Genomic DNA, 14,833 nt, shown 5'->3' on the forward strand with positions numbered 1-14,833 from the left:
CTGCCCACTTCCCTTTCCATGGGGTTTGCCCTTCAGCTACCTTTTTCTATACCAAGTTAGCGAAAAGCCCGTACCCACGGTATAGGATACACTGCGAAAGCTTGCTTGAGCAGATGTTGACTTATGCCCTTTGGGTAAAAGCGCAGTATTCTGCCGGAGTTTTATCTGCACAAATATATATTCTTTACTTTCTAAAAAGACTGCTCTTTTTATTATTAAGAAGCAGTCTTTTTGTTAGTTTTTTATAATGCTGTTCTTACAATTAGCACGTCTAATCCGTTGATTTGTACTTCACCAGATATATTCTTTCCATTTATGATATCGAAGCCTTTTTCAGGTAAATTCATATAAGTTGCAGTGTCATTTCTATTTATATAAAAGGTATATCTAGTATTCTCACTTACTCTACTCGAAACATATATTCCATCAGGCAACTGTGTAGGGGAAAGATTACATTCCTGTACAATATCATACAGTAGATTACTAATAAGTTGTTCATTCCCCATTACACCAACATAGTAAACATTTCCTTTACTGTATCTGTTTTTCGAAATTGCAGTTCTTCCTGCATAGAATTTCTTCTTATAAACAGCAAGTGATTCAGCAGTTTTTAGTTTAAGCATATCTAGCCAAACTTTTACATCATATTCTCTTTCTTTATAAGAAATGGTATTACTGTAACGATCAGGTAAAACTTCAAATTCATCAATTTCAATTCCTGTAAGCTCACCAAGAAGGCCTGGCCAAGGTGTATCTATTGTTGTATTGGCCCATGTTTTCATGCCACTTCTAGCACCAATAATGAGTTGACCACCCTTCTCGGCATACTGTTTAAAATTTTGAAATATTTCTTCATTCATCATTGCCATAGAAGGAGCAATAACAAGCTTATAGCCAGATAAGTCTGCCATTGGTTCAACTAAATCTGCTGTTAAACCCATCCGATTTAATGCCTTATAATAGGTTAATAGATGGCCCCGATGATCAAAATTTTTATATTGTACATGTGAATCAAATCCCCACATTTGATCAAAGGAATAAATAATCGCAATAGGTGCATCTACTTTTGTATTAGCAATTTCTTCACTATAATCTGTTAGTTCGTTAGTTACTTGCTTTGCCTCGAAATATGCCCGTCTTGGTGTTCCATCGTGTCTTAATAAGCCATTCGGATTTTGTTCTCCACTATATCTATTTGAACGCCAACGATAATACATAACTCCATTAGCACCTCTAGCGATATCCTGGTACGTCCATAATCGTACCAATCCCGGTTCAATGGCTAAGTTATAATCACTGTAATTAAAGTAACCATTTTTTTGCTCCATAACCCAGTGACTATTCTCTTTAACCGATCGATAATGATCATGAAGGAAACATTCAATATCATTATCACCATCGACACTAGGGTAACTGTCCCAACTAATAAAGTCTAACTTCTTTCCGATATCATAAGCATTCAACTTATGATACCAACCTAACATATTATGTGTTACGAATTGGTCTGCTGCTTGTTTCTTGATAATATCCACTTGTTCGCTTAAATGATTTACCGTAGAATCTGATCCAAAACGAGTAAAATCTAGCTTTTGACTAACTGAAATCGTTAATTGATCAGCAGAAGGGAGCCTAACCTCTTCCCAATCATTATAAATTTGACTCCAAAAGTGCGTACCCCATGTTTCATTTAACTTCTCAAGCGTTCCGTATCGATCCTTTAACCATTCTCTAAATTTCTCAGCACATTCATCGCAATAACAATCAACATTTCTTAATTCATTATCAATTTGCCAACCGATAATAGCTGGATGATCACTGTAATGCTCTACCATTTTTGTAACGATACGTTTCACATAAAAGCGAAATGTTTCATTGTTATGACAATGCATTCCTCTATCTGCGTGGATATGTCCAAATTTGTCGTGCCTTACCACCTCTGGATGTTTGTCTCTTAACCATACAGGAGATGCCTCGATAGGAGTTCCGAGAATAAATTGTAGTCCTTCTTTCTCTGCCAATTCGATAAAGTCATCTAACCAACTAAAGTCAAATTGACCTTCTTTCGGTTCAAGCTTAGACCAAGAAAGTTCTGCAACCCGTATCGTTTTTATTCCTGCTTCAACCATCATCTGAATATCTGTTTGCCAGCGTTCTTTCGGCCAATGATCTGGATAATAGCTTGTACCGATTGTTATTGTCTGATCCATCTTTATCCCCTTCCCTATTATTCATTTTAGACGCTCTATTAAACTGTAATCGTTTGCCGATCTGACGAAGAATATACGATTATCATTCGGCAAGGCTCCCAAGTAGTTGTCGTAGCTTGATGTACTACATTTGCTGGAATTCTTAACATCATTCCTGGTTTTAAATGATGCATTTCATCACCCAGTGAATGATCACACTCTCCTGACAGGACGAAAATTAATTCCTCACAATTTGGATGGAAATGTTTTGTATTGGATTCTCCAGCCTTGACATATACCATACCAAATGTCATTTCTGCGTCAGGATCGATAGTTTGATCACATAGCCACTGAATTTTTCCCCAATCCATATCTAGAATGTGCTTTTCCTCTTGTAAACTTGTAATTGTAGTTTTCACACGCAAACTCCTTTACTCATTTATCGTTTTAACTGTACCTTCTTCTGTCGTACAATAAGCTTCAAATAATTTGACAATTTCTAAAGCATCTTCGAGTGTTCCTTTTTGGAGAGACTTGTTTTCCAATATAGACTCACAGAAGTGAAGAATTTCTGGTACATAACCAAGGTAAAAAATATTTTTATTATACAATTGACCTAATGAAAATTCTGGTTCCCAATAAAGCGGAGCTTCTGTTTCATTAGTGAAATAAGTAGGAGTTCGACCATAATGTGATGGTTTTGATTTTCTGTAGTAAGTCATTTTTACTCCGTTATCAACGACTACATTCGCCCCTTCTCCAATTACTTCTATTCTTTCTAACGGGCTGCTACTAGACATACCAGCTGTTAGATGCATTGTACCTATGGCTCCTGATTGAAAACGAATATTGGTTACCGATCCACCATTATTATCCTCGCGAAAATATGCAATGTCTTTTATCGGTCCCATTAAATAATTTAAGACTGACGCCGGATGAAAAATGTGGTCTAAAAACCCTGTCATTTTCGTCAAATCCATACGGTTATCTAATGCTGGTATGGACTGTGGATATCGAATATACACTGAAGATGGTTTTCCAAACTCTTCTGTTTCAATAATTTCTTTCGCTTTTTCAACAGCTGGAAAAAATACTTTTTTAATTCCTGTCATCACTTGTACATTTTTGTCCTTACTCTTTTCCATTAAAGCCATTATCTCGTCAACTGAAGCTGCAGTTGGTTTTTCCATCCAAACATGAGCACCTGCTTCTATAACATCAAGTGCAAGTTTTGTCGCTTGAACATGACCATCAGATGTATATGCTGTAACGATAAACACTGCATCTGGCTGTTCTTTCTCCAACATTTCCAAGTGATCTTCATAGTAGGCATTAGCACCAAATTGTTTAGCATAATCCCTTGCTCGATTTACATCTTTATCACAAATTGCCACTAATTCTATTGGAGTATATTGAAATACTGGATAGATATTACGAAACGAGTGTCCACCAGCACCTATAAAACAAGCCTTTACCTTCTTCTTATATTCAAAATTGTAATTTATCAATCGATAATCCTCCTCAGAATTCCAAGTTCCTCAACATGAATGAAAGAAAGCTTAAAAATCCTTATTTCTGCAAAATTAATTATTTTTTATCACTGGTTTTTTCTTAGGAGTTGTACTTGGATTTAAATTTTCAAGCTTTGGCCACCCGTCCACCCATTCAATTTTATCAATGAATAATGGTCTTCTGGTTGCTCCACTGCTTAATACAGGATCATCTGCTGGGATTCCGTGATAGATAAGCCAGTCCACTCCTGCATCATCCGTAACAATCGCATTATGTCCAGGCCCGACTATATGTCCTTTTCCCTTTTCTACTGGCGTATTACCAAATAATAAAACATCTCCACGGTGATATAATAGATTGTCACCATTTTTATTTAAATATGGCCCAAAAAGTGACTCAGACCTTCCGATTCCAACATTATACGAACTTTCAGCACCATTACAACATGAACCATTTGATCCAAAGAAATAATAATATCCATCACGTTTAATAATATATGGAGCCTCGTAGCCAGTTCCAATTACATCTTTTCTTTCTCCAACTGCTGACAAACCATCTGGTGCTAATTCAATAGCAAAGATGCCAGACGTTATTCCACCAAAAAACAGATATGGAGTACCTTCATCTACAAATAGCATTGGGTCAATTGCATATACACCCATCTCTTTTGAATCTATGATTTTTCCATGATCTTCAAAAGGACCATCAGGTTGATCCGCAATTGCTACCCCGATGCCCGGATTTTGATCTCCCCAAATTGATTTAGTATAGTACATATAGTATTTGCCATTATATTCACTAACGTCAGGTGCCCAAACCCATCCATCTTTCCAACTTGGTTTACTTTCAAAAGCTGATCCAAGATATTCCCAATTTACAAGGTCGGTTGAACGAATCACCGGAGCAACCTTCCCTCCACTGCCATCTCCCCAATCATCCTCGGTTGCATATGCGTAAAAGTATCCATCATCTCCTCTTAAAATGGATGGATCAGCAAAAACTGGAGTAAAAACCGGATTTTGATATTTCCCTTCTGGAATTTCATCTGTTTCTTCTCTTTCAGATTGATCACCAGATGATTCTCCTTCTGGTTTTGAATTAATTACATTGACAGAATTCTCTTCTTTTTCACTTTCTGTATCATTTGTTGCAGATTTGTTTGGATAGATTACAGCAATCCATGTTACAAATATGAGTAATAATGTAACAAAACCGATCAACAATAATTTTTTCTGCATTCTTCTCTCCTCACAATAATATTTACTGCGTTAAAGCGCTGTATAGCCTCCGTCAACGGTATAGACAGAGCCTGTTACGAAAGAGGAAGCTTCAGAAGCAAGAAACAGAGCAATTCCTCCTAATTCTTCTGGTTGCCCAGGTCTACCCATTGGTGTCATATTCATCCATGTATCTGTCATATTTCCACCATTTTCAAAAAACGGTTTTGTTAATTCCGTCTTCATATATCCTGGTGCAATAGAATTTACTCTAATATTATGCTGCGCCCATTCCATTGCAAGGCTTTTCGTTAACATAATAACTCCTGATTTTGAAGCATTGTATGAAGCTTGACATTGCGGTGTATTAGCGATAATGCCTGACATGGATGAAATATTAACGATTGAGCCTCTTTTTTGTTCTATCATTACTTTCCCAACTGCTTGAGATGTTATAAAAACCCCAGTCAAGTTAATATCGATTACTTTTTTCCAATCAGCTAACGAGGTATTCTCTGCTTTTTCATTCATAACAATTCCAGCATTATTAAAAAGAACATCAATCTTTCCAAAATGATTCATTACTTTTTTAACCATCTCATTTACTTGGTCCTCGTTTGTTACATCCATTTCGATAGCAATAGCATCAACACTTTCTTGTTCAGATAATTCTTTTGCCGTTTTTTCAGCTTCTTGGTAATTAATATCTGCGATTACAATATGGGATCCTGCTTGTGCTAATGCAGTTGCCATTGCTTTACCTAAACCCATTGCAGCACCCGTAACAATCGATACCTTATCCTTTAATTGAAATTTATCAAAAATATGCATGTTATACCTCCTAGAATAATTATTAGAAGAACTATAATCACGCACTCCTTGAAAAGAAGCACGTGATATCGTTTAAATTATTTCTAAATCATCTTTACTAGCTAATTTAGGAAATGGTTGATGAGGTTCTGCTTGGTACCAATAAGCAACAGAAGCTATGTCATCCTGTAAAGGTAGATACCTTCTTCCAGATCGCCAACCTAATGCCTGAATGGTAACTCGTAAATCCTCTTCAAAACGAATAGGATCCATAATATGCCATCTGTACATACCGAAACGCTGATTCGCATGATATAGGCCATCTGGTTTAATAACTTGTGGCATTCCTAAATAGGCAGTCGAAAAAGTCCCATACTCCCCTTTCGGTTGTTCAAAATTCCAAGCTCCTCCAAAGTAATCCTCTGTTCCTGTACCACAGATTGTCGGGAATTCTTCATCACCATCCATATAAAACTTAATTTCTCCTTCTCCCCACCATCCATTATTGTTAACTTGCCACGCCATATAAGTTCCTACATAATGACCATGGCCTTTAATGCCATCAACAATAGTATGCACATCTTTATAATCTAATGGATTACTTCTTCTCCATTGTGCATGAAAATAAGCGACATCACTTGGAATTTCCGTTAAGCTATAGTCAACTTGATAATATAATGGAAATTCATCTTCACTAATATTTTCCACTGTAATTTTTGCCGATTTTCTAAATGGCATCTCCCAATAAGAGTTCATACCACCAGCAGGATTCACGGCAATTGGTAATGAATTCACGTTACACCTTTCATTCCAACCATTACAGAAAAAGTCACCAAATGGTACTTCTACTGAAGGATTTTCTTCCCCATCCCAATACATTCTTATAATAAGCGTTCGCCAATGAGCCGGAAAACATGTCATCCAAATGTGTTGGATAACTCCAGGACCTTCAATTTCGGCGATTGTATATGATTTATTTGCTTCTATCATAATGGATGGTGAAATTTTCCACCCTTTCCCTAAGTCACGACCAGGTTCTGCTCCTGTACCTTCTGTCGCCATACCACCTTTTCCTTTTGCACCATCAAAATTTTCAGCACTAATTGATCTAGTTTTTGCTTTAGATAATCTTGATAAATTTCCTAATCCCATTCCTAATCCATTAAATTCACTCATGTTAAACATCCTTTCTATCTTTTCGTAATAGACTTCTCCTTTTATTTCCTAAATAATAGTTCTCCTAATGCCGAGGCAGCTGCTCCATTCCCCCAATCAAATATAGTAAACTCGCCTGGTGAAATGTCATTATATGAACCGTTTTCACCGTGATGAGCATTTTCCATTTCAAATCCATAATCTATCTCATTAAAATAAGGATAAGTTTTTTCATAAACCTGTTTTACTTTTGGATTCTCTGGACAATACATCATATAAAAAGAAGATCGCATCGCCCATATTCCTCTATATTTGTATTCTTCTTTTCCAGTAATTTGATAATAATCATAGTAGGTGGAAGCAAATAGACTTTGCCTTGCATCGTTCCACTCATCATCTGAATTCATCACGCCAAAACCACCTAAGACTGGAATCGATAAATAATCGGGTTCCCACACAGCTTGATACAACGAAAGCTCGGCTAAAAGCTGTTCACCTTTTTGTAAATACAATGGTTTTTGGGTTACCGAATAAAGTGCTTTCAGTGCTTCTACCGTCCAATAAATGGAGAAATTACATTGGTAATGTAAATCACTTCGAACATCTTTTTCTCCATATCTTTTTCCTTCCCACTGCCTTGAACAAGACCAATAGGTTTCGAAATCCTCCCAACGACCATTCGGGACAATCTCGTTCATAACATATTCCATTCCCAGTTTAGCTGCTTCTAACAAACGTTTTTCTTTTGTCATTTGATACATTTTGGTTAAAAACCAGACATGCATCGATGTTTCAGGACTATTGTCTAGGTAAGTTGAGATCTCTCCTGTTTGCATATGCACCCAAGCAGGAAAACTTCCTTTTGTTGATTGTGTTTCAAGTAAACGCTCAGTATAAGTCTTTACATAATCTAACAATCTTTGATCCTGCTCAATATCTTCATACCATTTTAGCATCCAGATAGCTGTCCAAGACATATCTAAAAGATGACCAAACTCTTCATGTTTTTCAGGTCTTCTATCTGAATGTCCCCATGTCCCATTTTCCCATTTTTGTTGTTCATCAGCACTATAAACAGAAGGAAAGAGGCCATTTGTTTGTGGTGCAGATAATGCCAAATTCTTTGCTAACTCTGACCGTTGTATCATCTCTCGGTCATTCCATTGCTGTCCCCATATACGATAACCATAAGCACTTCTAAGACTTGAGAACCATGCTTGATTCCATATACTTTTCTTTTCTCTCCAATTATTCATCTTTCCTTTGTTAGGTGATTGTGCAGCTTTAACAACTAAAACACAGCCACCTACTGGTCGTTGATTTAATGAAAATTCTTGCCATACAATTGACGACCATTTATTGAAAGCCCAATCATAAGTTCGTTCGACATAAGTATTCAGATCTTTTATAGAATGAATAAAATCTGTTTGAGACTCCAAGTCAGAAACCATACGTTTCTTTGCAAATCGCTCCCAAATAAAGGTTGTAACAGGAGAAAAATCTCTCTCCATTTGTTCTTTATCCCAAGAAACTAGATAAAAACGAAATAATTTTTGCTTATTTGGTACGAAAAATGATTGATTGGTTCGCTGAAAATAGACATGTCTCACCTTTTCATAGTGAGCTAATCCATAATAGAGTTGGTTGTTTTGTTCAACATAATCCATCACATGTGGAGCAATTCTCTGTTTGTCAATAAAATCAATATCTGGAACCAAAGCAAACATCTCTTTATCGTCTTCAAAGATAATAGCCGGTGACCGAAAAACCAAGTCACCTACCACCATATTTTCTTGTGGACTAAGATGCGGTTTCCAATTACATTTCCCGTTTTTATTATTAAGTTGCATATTGAGTTGTACTGCTGTCAGTTCTTCCGGACTTCCTTGCCATTCTGCCTCTACTACAGCAACATGTTTTGCTTTATCGTCTTGTACTTCCTTGATCGTAACATGTAAAGATGATGAGCTATCATTGAAGGTCAACCATTGTGATAGCCAGTTGGGAAATTCATCACTCATTAAAATACTCCCTCTCCTTAATGATTCCTTATTGTTTGATATCTACTAACTCTGAAATAGGATTTAGATTTGTTGTTGTATCAGCCAAGAAAATTTTGGCATAATAACCTGAACGATCACCAGGTAACATAAACCCTCCGGTAAAGCTTTCCGTTTCACCTGACTTCAATTCTTTACTCACGTTTGACATATTTACCATTTCATCTTTTTTGTTGTACAAAGCGACCACAAATGTGACGTTCATCTTTTCAGCGGTGTTATTTCTAAAATCTGCTGTTCCTAAAATGAATCCTTTTTGCGGAAGCTTCGTTAATTGATTACCTTCTCGATCTTGAAAGCCTACATTAGACATCGTGTAATCTTCTCCAGTTACTTTCACTATTCGTTCCACAGTTTCCGCTTTGTTTCCATCTGAATCAGTCACATTATACGTAAGTGTGTAAGTTCCAGTAATCTCTGTGTTCACCTCACCTGATACTTCGATTTTTTCTGTGATATCACCATCTAAATTATCAACTGCCGTAGCACCAGGATCAGTAAAATCTTCACCTAATGGAACTTCAAGTGTACTTCCACCATTCACTGTAATTTCAGGAGGAGTTGTGTCTACTTCTACTAATAGGTAATCATCGATTTGTACCCATGTTTCTCCATTTGCATGCATTCCAGTGAATACGGTGACAAAATCATTATTACCAGAATTAAATTCTACGCTAATTTTAGAATAGGCATTTTTACTTTCGTATTTCTGCTCCTTTATAATATTGCCGTCAACACCTCTTACCCCAAAATAGCCTGCATTATTATTTGTAGAGGTTCGAACAAATCCTTGTAGCTTATATTTAGTATTTGGTTTTACTGTTACTTTTTGGGTAATAGCATTCCAACCAACATCATTTTTTAAATAGGCATTATTATTACTACTTCTCGACAAGCCACTATCAATATCAATTCCGCCTTCTCCATTTTCTAAAACCCATGGTTCTGTAATAGTTGATGTGGTTTGCCCTTCAAAGGACGGATCAGCAATACGATTAGGCTTCGGTGTTCCTTCTTTTAGCTCAGACTTCATTAGGACGACATTGTATGGTCCCCATTCTGACATTAGGAAGTATAAGTCTTTACCATCATTTGTCCATGGATGGATATAGCCACCATACAAACCTGGGAATTCCTTACCTGTTGCAATCTCTGTTTCTGCAGACCAACCATCAGTTAAATTAGATGAGCTCCTCATTACCATCGCATAACGATTTTCATTTAAATACACCATAATCCATTTATCATAATAAGAATTGTATACAACAGACAATTCACTGACAGGTTGTTCAATAACAGGTACAGCTGCTTCTTCGTCATTCTTTATCCATTCAGTTCCGTTCCAGTATTCATATTCTTCTTTTTTTAAAAACGTTGACTCCTCAACTCTAGCCAAATATGCACTGTCCATTCTTCCTGAAGGAGTTCCAAACATATATATTTTTCCATCATGTTTAACATAGGCTGCTTGAGCAAAGTTACTATCTGCTCCCCATTTCACACCTGATTTTGTCCAATTTTGCCCTTCATCATCTGAATAAGCTATTTCAGAGAAATTGGTATTCCATCTACCGGCTGCACCCCAATTTTTAATTTGCATATAATGTATAAAGTGTCGATCTCCTATTGTCACACCAGCTGTTGGTATAGCAGTAAAATCTCCAGTACCTGATGTATCTTTCTCCGAATAAATAATCTCCTTCGCATAATTCGGATTGTCTTCCTCTGTTATCATAGAAGAAAATTCTAGTCCATCTGAGAGGTCGGTATCCTTTGAGAGAGCGAGTAGATTGCTTCTCCAGCCTTCACGATCTCCACCACCACCGAAACCACCCCAGCCGTCATCATATGAATCACCAAAAGCAACCATCACTTTTTTATCCTCCGGGTTAGTTGTAGCATCCCAGATAACACCTAAATCAGTTGCTCGTAAACCATAATTGACATCTGTTTGATTTGGGTTAGGTATCGCTTCACCCTCTAATGTTGGACCAGTAACTCTAGCTACTTTTTTTGCTTTTGTTGCAATAATTCCATTAGTTCCTTCCTCACCATTAACAACTGAATCCTTTTGTACATACATTAGAGTACTTAATGCCACAATAGAAACGGTTAGAATTCCAACAGCTATTTTTTTCAATTTTTTCATAGGTTCTATCCTCCAATTAAATTTTTTATTAGTGAATCTGATAGATATTTAACAAATTGCAATTGGGTGAATGATAGAAGCAGTAGCCCCCTTCAGCTTAAGCGGTGTAGCAATCAACACAAATTCATAAATTCTATCTTGGGCCAATTCATCCAAACAGACATTTTCAATAATTGGTACTCCTTGTTCTACTAGTAAATAGACATGCACATCATGCTTTGGAGAAGGTAGCACTTCAAAAGTAGGAGTATCTCCCCCAACAACAGTTGCACCTTGTTCCACTAAATACCTTGCAGATTCTAAATTAACACCAGCATGTTTGGTCAAAAAACGTTCGTTATCTTTTTTCCAATACATCGAACAACCAGTCCGTAGTAATACACAGTCACCAGATTTCAGCTGTATATTCTGATTCTTTAGACAGGAATAAATATCTTTTTTCGTAATCACATAACTGTCTTCTAATACTTCTACTCCCAAGAAACCTGCTATATCAAGCAACACACCCCTTTTCACAAGAGGCGGCATTTGATCAACACTCCATGTCTGAATCCCATTTTCATTTTCAGCTCCTGCTACAGGTTTATTTCCATGGAAATACCGCTGGTCACCGATTTTCTTACTAAAGTGACAGAGTGCATCGATATGAGTACCTGTATGCTGGCCCATAATTACCATTTCAGCTGCAGCTCCAGCAGGCCCGTCAAACGTGTTATCGGTATCATGATGTCGGAAGTAAGAACTAATAGAAAAGGGGGAGTGACCTGGTATAACCGGAATTCCAGCTTCTAAACTGTGTTGCAGACTGTATATTTTCCCCTTTTTGATCAGAGTTATCAGTTCCGGAGAAAATACTGGATAAGTTAGTTTTCCATAATTATTAATTCGACTCACCACCTCTTCCTTACCTATGAATAAAATCTCTAACATTAACAAGCTTTTCTGTTTTTGAAGATTCACTTGTAGCAAATATAGCTGCTAAAGTATGCAAATTATCTTCTCCTGACACTGCCGGTTCTTTATTATCTCGAATCGCAGCAGCCAAATTGGCTAGTATGCCATGAATTCCTTCAAGAGTTGGGGGATCATAAGCTATTTTTGTTTTTACTTGATTTGAATCTACTAGATATACTCCGTATCCTTCACCTAAATCTTCCAGATGAATGGAGCCTTCTTCACATTGAATTCTCCAGACGCCTTCCCATGGTGTGGTAATTCCTTTGGAAACCAAACTCCCTAGATAAAATATGGGAATACCAGATTCCATCTTATACTTAGCTTGAACATTAGGATCTCCTGTATATTCAGTATTTTCTAGGTTCCAGGTTTCTCCCCGAACTGAGTTGACATTGCTATCTGTTAAAAATCTCATCATATCGATATGATGAACAGACATTTCTAATAGAATATAATCGTTCATTTTACGTTGATAAGCCCTACCAAGGTGATAATAAAAAAACTGAGATTGTACAAAAAGTGGTTTCCCTAAATGTTCCTTTTGAATTTCTCTTTTCAAGGTTAAGACTGTACGGAAAAATCTATAGTTTTGATTAACCATCAATTTAAGATTCTTTTTTGCTGCTAATTTTACTAATTCCAATGCTTCCTCCATACTCAGCACAAATGGTTTTTCTACTAATACATGTAAATTATGTTCTAACGCAGACTTACATATTTCATAGTGTACAGGTGAAATAGCCGAAACTAAAACAGCATCTGCAGACAATTCTTGAAATGCTTTTAAGTAATTCGTATAACAAGACTCTTTAGGAACATTGAGTTTTTCTGAAGCATCCACAAGCCTTTCATTATTAATCTCAACTAAACCAGCATATTGAAAATCTCTTGAAGGTTGGACAAAATTCACTCCTACATTCTGTCCCATATTACCTAATCCCACTTGAATCAGTTTTAGAGTCATTTTAATCTCCTTTATTCATTTTTAGTAACACTATGAATATCCTAAAATCTGGTCTTGTGATTTGGTGATAGAACTAGAGAAGTAGTATAAATGTGATTAATTAATAGTTTTATTGAATGTATTATGTTATTTGTATTAATTCAGCCTACCCTCCCTATCTGTAAACGTTTGCATTAGAAAGGTTTGACTGTTAGCTAATCGTGAAGATCTTATATTAGTTATTTATACAAGTACCCAACACTACCACCTTTTGGCAGAACCCCATAAATATAAACAGCGACCATATCTTGTGTTACTATTAAGGAATGTTCATCCCCTTTTTTAGTTAAGACTAAGTCTCCTTCACCAATTTCATAAGAATTTCCTTCAGTCGTACAGATTCCCTTACCACTGATAATAATCCAATACTCATTACTGTCATGAAAATGCAGTTCTATCTCTTGTCCTTTCTTAAGTCTGTTTATTCCATAATGGTTGATTTCACTCCATTGTGGAAAGTCAGTTTGATCCTTTAAATGAATTACTGGCATTGTGTTAAATTCTCCTTTCTCCACTTTGCCTTAAATTACTACACAAACAAAAATTTTTGTTCGAACATCAGATAACTAAATTGGCAAACTAGATTTGTTATAAGGAAAGTAAAACGGATCCCCCATTACATAGGTTAATAGCGTTATAATGGGGAATATATACCTGTAATAATATTTTTAATAATCAAAGCATTTTTTTAAATCTTCACCATTAAATGGCAATGTATCTGGTAACGGTAATCTATGTTTCACAGGTAATATAGGGTGTATTGTCTGGTGTGGTTCTGTCTGATACCAATAGGCTGTACTTGAATAATCGTCACTTCGATGATTATTGTGACCATGTTCAATCGTTACTTTGATAGACTTATCAAATGTAATAGGATCTTGAATATGGTAACGATATGCTGAAATTTTGCCAGACCAATTCGGTCCTCCACCTAAGATGATTCCATGATAAGGTGTATTTTGTTCTTGTTGCGGACACCATGCTGTATTAAAGTAGTCTTCCATACCTGTCCCATGTAAAGATGGTGGCCAAGGTTCTCCATCAATAAAGATCATGTCATCCCCTTCACCATACCAATTCCATTCTTGTGTAAATCTTAAATTATGAATATTTAGATTACATCCTACATAGTGACCTTTCCCAACGGCATCTAGTAGTACATAATTTCCATCTCCGGTAGTATTCTTACCCCCAAAGCAATATAAAGCATTAGAAATATTATCTTCAATTCCTGTAGTTAACTCTCTGTTCCATACGGCATGAAATCTTAACGGACTATCAATATCCTTATTGTAAAGTTCATAGTCCACATAGAAATAAAATTTAATAGCTTCATTCGCATTGCTTTCAATTTCAATTCTTGCCTTTTTACCAAACGGCATTGGGAAAAAGCAGTTTAACGCCCGCCCATCTTCAGGACTCATTTGTAAAGGTGCAGATGAATAATTTTTAGTAATTCCGTGTCCCATTCCAAAAAAATCACCGATTGGAGCTTGCACGCTAGGGTTTTCCTCACCATCCCAGTACATTCTAATAACCACTTTTCGATGGAGATATTCCTCTATATCATCATTCAATGGTGCCATTGTCATCCAAATGTGCGAAATACATCCAGAACCATTTAGTTCACAAATATCCACTTTTTCACCAGGATATATTTTCAAAAAGTCTCTATTACCTCCAGTAGTATCATAGCTTGAAGCTCGTTTTCTTTTAGCGTCCCTTTGACGATATAAATCACGCATAGATGTTCCTAAAAAAGTCATAGTTTCTGCCTCCGTTAA

General features: G+C 36.4%; 12 protein-coding genes. All 12 read right to left on the reverse strand.

Annotation, left to right across the window (positions count from 1 at the left end; translation table 11 throughout):
* Positions 1-242 precede the first annotated feature (242 nt).
* The 12 genes from ACTWP4_RS14455 to ACTWP4_RS14510 all read right to left on the reverse strand — a co-directional run bounded on the left by ACTWP4_RS14455 (position 243) and on the right by ACTWP4_RS14510 (position 14,815).
* Positions 243-2,207 (reverse strand): beta-galactosidase, encoded by a 1,965-nt coding sequence (locus ACTWP4_RS14455; protein WP_443129486.1) that lies wholly within the window; start codon positions 2,205-2,207, stop codon positions 243-245.
* Between the two features lie 38 nt (positions 2,208-2,245).
* Positions 2,246-2,605: a cupin domain-containing protein gene (locus ACTWP4_RS14460; RefSeq protein WP_443129487.1), complete on the reverse strand. Its 360-nt coding sequence runs from the start codon at positions 2,603-2,605 to the stop codon at positions 2,246-2,248.
* Between the two features lie 12 nt (positions 2,606-2,617).
* Entirely contained in the window at positions 2,618-3,694 is a 1,077-nt protein-coding gene (locus ACTWP4_RS14465; protein ID WP_443129488.1) for a Gfo/Idh/MocA family protein, read from the reverse strand.
* A gap of 75 nt (positions 3,695-3,769) precedes the next feature.
* A complete protein-coding gene (locus ACTWP4_RS14470) occupies positions 3,770-4,936 on the reverse strand; it encodes a family 43 glycosylhydrolase (protein WP_443129489.1) in 1,167 nt (388 codons plus the stop codon).
* A gap of 30 nt (positions 4,937-4,966) precedes the next feature.
* Positions 4,967-5,746, reverse strand: coding sequence for an SDR family NAD(P)-dependent oxidoreductase (locus ACTWP4_RS14475; RefSeq protein WP_443129490.1), 780 nt, complete (start codon positions 5,744-5,746; stop codon positions 4,967-4,969).
* 72 nt (positions 5,747-5,818) lie between these two features.
* Positions 5,819-6,901 (reverse strand): glycoside hydrolase family 172 protein, encoded by a 1,083-nt coding sequence (locus tag ACTWP4_RS14480; protein WP_443129491.1) that lies wholly within the window; start codon positions 6,899-6,901, stop codon positions 5,819-5,821.
* A gap of 41 nt (positions 6,902-6,942) precedes the next feature.
* Positions 6,943-8,901, reverse strand: coding sequence for a hypothetical protein (locus ACTWP4_RS14485; protein ID WP_443129492.1), 1,959 nt, complete (start codon positions 8,899-8,901; stop codon positions 6,943-6,945).
* 28 nt (positions 8,902-8,929) lie between these two features.
* Positions 8,930-11,089: a DUF4185 domain-containing protein gene (locus tag ACTWP4_RS14490; protein WP_443129493.1), complete on the reverse strand. Its 2,160-nt coding sequence runs from the start codon at positions 11,087-11,089 to the stop codon at positions 8,930-8,932.
* Between the two features lie 48 nt (positions 11,090-11,137).
* The gene (locus ACTWP4_RS14495; protein WP_443129494.1) at positions 11,138-11,983 is read right to left on the reverse strand and encodes a cyclase family protein; all 846 of its coding nucleotides are present in this window, start codon (positions 11,981-11,983) and stop codon (positions 11,138-11,140) included.
* 10 nt (positions 11,984-11,993) lie between these two features.
* Positions 11,994-13,010 (reverse strand): Gfo/Idh/MocA family protein, encoded by a 1,017-nt coding sequence (locus ACTWP4_RS14500; RefSeq protein WP_443129495.1) that lies wholly within the window; start codon positions 13,008-13,010, stop codon positions 11,994-11,996.
* A 218-nt stretch (positions 13,011-13,228) separates the two neighbouring features.
* Complete coding sequence (locus ACTWP4_RS14505) at positions 13,229-13,540, reverse strand: cupin domain-containing protein (protein WP_443129496.1); 312 nt, start codon at positions 13,538-13,540, stop codon at positions 13,229-13,231.
* Positions 13,541-13,717: 177 nt separating this feature from the next.
* Complete coding sequence (locus ACTWP4_RS14510) at positions 13,718-14,815, reverse strand: glycoside hydrolase family 172 protein (protein WP_443129497.1); 1,098 nt, start codon at positions 14,813-14,815, stop codon at positions 13,718-13,720.
* Positions 14,816-14,833: the final 18 nt, after the last annotated feature.

Origin of the sequence: Gracilibacillus sp. D59 (genome assembly GCF_052246695.1) — a bacterium.
GTDB lineage: Bacteria > Bacillota > Bacilli > Bacillales > Amphibacillaceae > Gracilibacillus.